Source organism: Pseudophaeobacter sp. (genome assembly GCF_039971195.1).
Lineage (GTDB): Bacteria > Pseudomonadota > Alphaproteobacteria > Rhodobacterales > Rhodobacteraceae > Pseudophaeobacter.
On sequence record NZ_JBDWPJ010000038.1, the window covers coordinates 1 to 3,552 of the forward strand.

At 58.8% G+C, this 3,552-nt stretch carries 5 protein-coding genes; 1 reads left to right on the plus strand and 4 read right to left on the minus strand.

Translation table 11 applies throughout. The features are described 5' to 3' along the window. From ABJP42_RS03140 to ABJP42_RS03150, 3 genes are all read right to left on the minus strand, one after another. The coding region (locus ABJP42_RS03140; RefSeq protein ID WP_348338436.1) for an SDR family NAD(P)-dependent oxidoreductase at positions 1-498 on the minus strand (498 nt) is incomplete at its 3' end. Positions 499-566: 68 nt separating this feature from the next. Further along, positions 567-986, minus strand: a complete 420-nt coding sequence (gene arfB, locus ABJP42_RS03145; RefSeq protein ID WP_348338437.1) for an alternative ribosome rescue aminoacyl-tRNA hydrolase ArfB — start codon at positions 984-986, stop codon at positions 567-569. A gap of 104 nt (positions 987-1,090) precedes the next feature. Further along, positions 1,091-1,714 carry a queuosine precursor transporter gene (locus ABJP42_RS03150; protein ID WP_348338438.1) on the minus strand — a complete coding sequence of 208 codons (624 nt, stop codon included), beginning with the start codon at positions 1,712-1,714 and terminating at the stop codon, positions 1,091-1,093. Positions 1,715-2,042: 328 nt separating this feature from the next. Between ABJP42_RS03150 and ABJP42_RS03155 the strand changes: the two genes are divergently transcribed. Next, positions 2,043-2,522 carry a hypothetical protein gene (locus tag ABJP42_RS03155; RefSeq protein WP_348338439.1) on the plus strand — a complete coding sequence of 160 codons (480 nt, stop codon included), beginning with the start codon at positions 2,043-2,045 and terminating at the stop codon, positions 2,520-2,522. Positions 2,523-2,581: 59 nt separating this feature from the next. Here the strand turns inward: ABJP42_RS03155 and ABJP42_RS03160 are convergent, their stop codons facing one another. Next, positions 2,582-3,547: an esterase-like activity of phytase family protein gene (locus ABJP42_RS03160; RefSeq protein WP_490363179.1), complete on the minus strand. Its 966-nt coding sequence runs from the start codon at positions 3,545-3,547 to the stop codon at positions 2,582-2,584. Positions 3,548-3,552 lie beyond the last annotated feature (5 nt).

The following is a 3,552-nucleotide window of genomic DNA, read 5'->3' on the forward strand; positions in this document are numbered from 1 at the left end:
CATGGTCTTGGTCGCGGTGATCATCCAGCCCTTGGAGGCATTATACCAATTGAGATTGGCGCGGGGGGACACCCCGGCGGTTGAAGCCACATTGAGGATGGCACCGCTGGCGTTTTCCTTCATATGCGGCACCAGGGCGCGGGCGGTGAGATAGACCGATTTCATGTTCACATTGAACACCCGGTCAAAGTCTTCTTCGCTGACCTCGTCCAGGGGGGTGGGCAGATGGGTGACGCCGGCGTTGTTGATCAGGATATCGACCTTGCCAAAGGCAGCAATTGCGGCCTCTGCCATGGTGTTCACCGAGGCAGCATTGCCCACATCAACCTGCTGCGCCAGGGCCGCGTCGCCACGCTCGGCTGCCAGCGCTGCTGCCCCCTCGCCATTGATATCCGCGATCATCACCCGGGCACCTTCGGCCAGGAATTTGTCAACAATCCCAAGCCCAAACCCCGAAGCGCCGCCCGTTACAATGGCGCATTTTCCTGCAAGCCGCATAAAACTTCTCCTTGAAATCTGTTTCGGTCAAACATGGCCAAGGAGAAGGTCCGGTGCAATCGCTAGCGTCACTCGGGGGTGATTTTTCCTCGCGTCGATTTGACTGCGCTGCGCTGTTTTTTGCTTTCCAACCGCCGCCGCACCGAGCCGCGGGTCGGTTTGGTCGCTATACGACGTTTTGGTGCCACCAGAGCCTTGCGGATGAGCTCGGCCAGGCGTTCGCGCACCAGCTCACGATTGCGAATTTGCGAGCGGGTTTCATCGCATTGCATCAGGATGGCCCCCTCTTTGGTCCAGCGCCGTCCGGCCAGCCGTTTGAGGCGGGATTTGACGGCAGGAGTGAGCGCAGGGGAGCGGGCGGCCTCGAACCGCAGCTCGACTGCGGTGGCCACCTTGTTGACGTTCTGCCCGCCGGGCCCCGAGGCCCGCATGAAGCTCTCGGAAAGTTCCCAGTCCTGCAGCGCAATATCATCTTTGATATGGAGCATGGAGGCGATGTAGCCCGGATGCGGCCATTGGAAAAGGCCGCACCCTAAAGGATGCGGCCTTTTGCCGGAACTGTTGTATTCCCGTGGTGCGACTTTGGCCGCCGTTACGCAGGCTTGGCTGTCAGATGGCTGACGATCAGGCGGAAGGGCAGCAGCGCCAGCAGGGCCAGAGAGAGCTTCACCATCCAGTCGGCCACCGCGAGCGAGACCCAGAGCGGCGCAACCGGACCGGCGCCAAGCAGAGGCAGCATTTCCCCAGCCCAAGAGACATCATTGGCGGGCTCGATCCAGATGAGCGCACCGGAAAAGGCCACAGTAAAGAAGATGGCAGTATCCACCGTGGATCCCACCAGAGTGGAGGCCAGCGGCGCGCGCCACCATTTTCCGTTCCGCAGGGCGGCAAAGATCGAGACATCAAGCAATTGCGCGGTGAGGAAGGCGAGACCGGAGCCAAGCGCGATGCGCAGGGTGACCAGCGGGCCAAACTCGCCCATGATCTGCGTGCCGATAAGAGAACAGAGGACGCCCACCACAAAGCCGACAAGGACCACACGACGCGCAGGCCCGGCGCCATAGACGCGGTTCATCACATCGGTGATGAGAAAGGCGATGGGATAGGTAAAGGCGCCCCAGGTCAGCCATTGGCCAAAGAGGAATTGCACCAGGATATTGGAGGCCACCACAACGGCAGCCATGGCAAGAATGCCAGGTAGATGAGAACGATTCATTTTTCGGTTCCGTTTTTTATACAAGGTCGCGGCGACTTGTTCCGCATCTTGTGCGGAAGACGCGCTCACCTAGCTGTGTTGGAGGCCGTTGGCAAGTGTTTTGACGTACCACAGACCTACCGGAGCTGCGAAAGGGGGGGGCTCCCGCCCGGATCGCCACATTCAAAGAATGTGCCTCTCCCGTTGGGCGCGGCACCGCGCTGGCGCGCGGTGCGGTTGCGGACGAGGAAGTCTTGCTTATCCTTGCAAAGCGGGCTCAATGGGAGAAGGTTGCAAAGGCTGCTTGTGCAAGTTGGCTCATTTTGAGAAGTTGAAGGGAATGGGAACTATGATCTTGAAGAATGTGGGCCAAGTCTTTCTCGTATGCTTTTTGGGATCTTTTGCGCTTGAGTGTCTGGAGAATTTTTTTGTTGACCCTATCTCATTTGAGCACGGAAAAAGACTGCTAGCCAAGGTGGGAACTGACCGGGAAACTGAAGGGTTTTACTATGGGCTTTATGGGTTCTCACACGTGGCAAACGTTTGCAGGGATGTTGCTCTTTCTTGGTTGGCGATCGGTTTGATGGGCAACAGGCCGTTGCTCTGGTCTGCGGTAATGGCCTTTCCAATTGCTTTTGTCGGTATTTTGATTCCGAAGCTACTGTTTGACAATCATGGTGAAGGCTATGCCTTTACAGGCTTCTTTTTTGCCTCTTTTGCATTGACGTTCCTTTGCGCCCTGGCATTTCGAATTTTCGGTGACAAAACGGTTGTGCAGGAGCTCGCACGGAGATTCAAAATACTTCAGGCTACTCTCAGGCGATACTAAAATGGGCTTTCCGGCTAAGCTTCCAGTTTGGCTGTAACAGAAATTTCCTGAGGTCCTGACTAGTCCGGCAGGGTGTATTCCACCAGCTCGGTGCGTTGTAGGGTTTTGAAATTGTCATCTGACACCATGGTGGCGCGCAGGGTTCCAGTGGGATCGCGCCAGACAGACAGCCCTTCGAGGTTGTCATGCACCCCGGTGCTGCTCTCCATCAGGGTGACCTCGTTGATTGGGCCCTGGTCGGTGATGTCCCAGCGCCGCAAGCGGCTGCGAAAGCCGATAAAGACGAAGTTTCGCTCCAGCAGGTAAAACCGCCCGTCGGGGCCAAAATCGGCACCCACCGGCAAAAAGCCACCCCGCCGGGGCAGGGAAAAAGGCTGGCTCCAGCCCGCGCCATTCCAGCGCCAGACCGGGATCTCTCCATCGGCATTCAGCGCGTTTTCCGGCAGGGTATAAAGCCGCCCCCGGGGGTCAATGGCGAGGGCCTCAAGCGATTTGTTCAGGGGTAAGCCTCGAAAATCATTGGGGCGCGGCAGTACACGGGCGCTACTGGCCTCGGTTTGGTGATGCACCACCCGCGACAGGCCTTCAAAGGAGATGTAGAGTGAGCCATCCGGCGCAAGGGCCAGCCCCTCGCTGTCCATGATCCGGCCCAAAAGTTGACGCCCCTTGGAGGAGCGCAGATGCTGGGCGCTGCGCAGGGTAATCCCGGTGATCTCGCCCTTTTGGCGCTGGATATCGGCGCGCGCCACATGGGCGCGATCGCTGAGCACCACCATTCGGTTGCCGTCAGGTGACAGTTCCAGCCCGGAGAAGCCGCCGAACCAATCGGGGCTGGCGCGCCAGGTATAGCTGGCAACGTGTTGGGCCCGTTCCGGGGCGATGTTGTGGCCCGGCTGTGGAGCATGGCGGGAGGTCGCAAAGGCAGCCGCCGCTGCAATCAGGCCGGTGGCTAGCATCAGGCCTCCAGCGAGTTTTCTACGGATCATAGGGCTCAGGCTCAGTTGGATTGCAGAACCGCAGCGCATTGCTG

Bases quoted from the DNA above. Each gene is read 5' to 3' on its own strand.
- ABJP42_RS03155 (WP_348338439.1), top strand. From the start codon at position 2,043: ATGATCTTGAAGAATGTGGGCCAAGTCTTTCTCGTATGCTTTTTGGGA.
- ABJP42_RS03150 (WP_348338438.1), bottom strand. From the start codon at position 1,714: ATGAATCGTTCTCATCTACCTGGCATTCTTGCCATGGCTGCCGTTGTG.
- arfB (WP_348338437.1), bottom strand. From the start codon at position 986: ATGCTCCATATCAAAGATGATATTGCGCTGCAGGACTGGGAACTTTCC.
- ABJP42_RS03160 (WP_490363179.1), bottom strand. From the start codon at position 3,547: ATGCGCTGCGGTTCTGCAATCCAACTGAGCCTGAGCCCTATGATCCGT.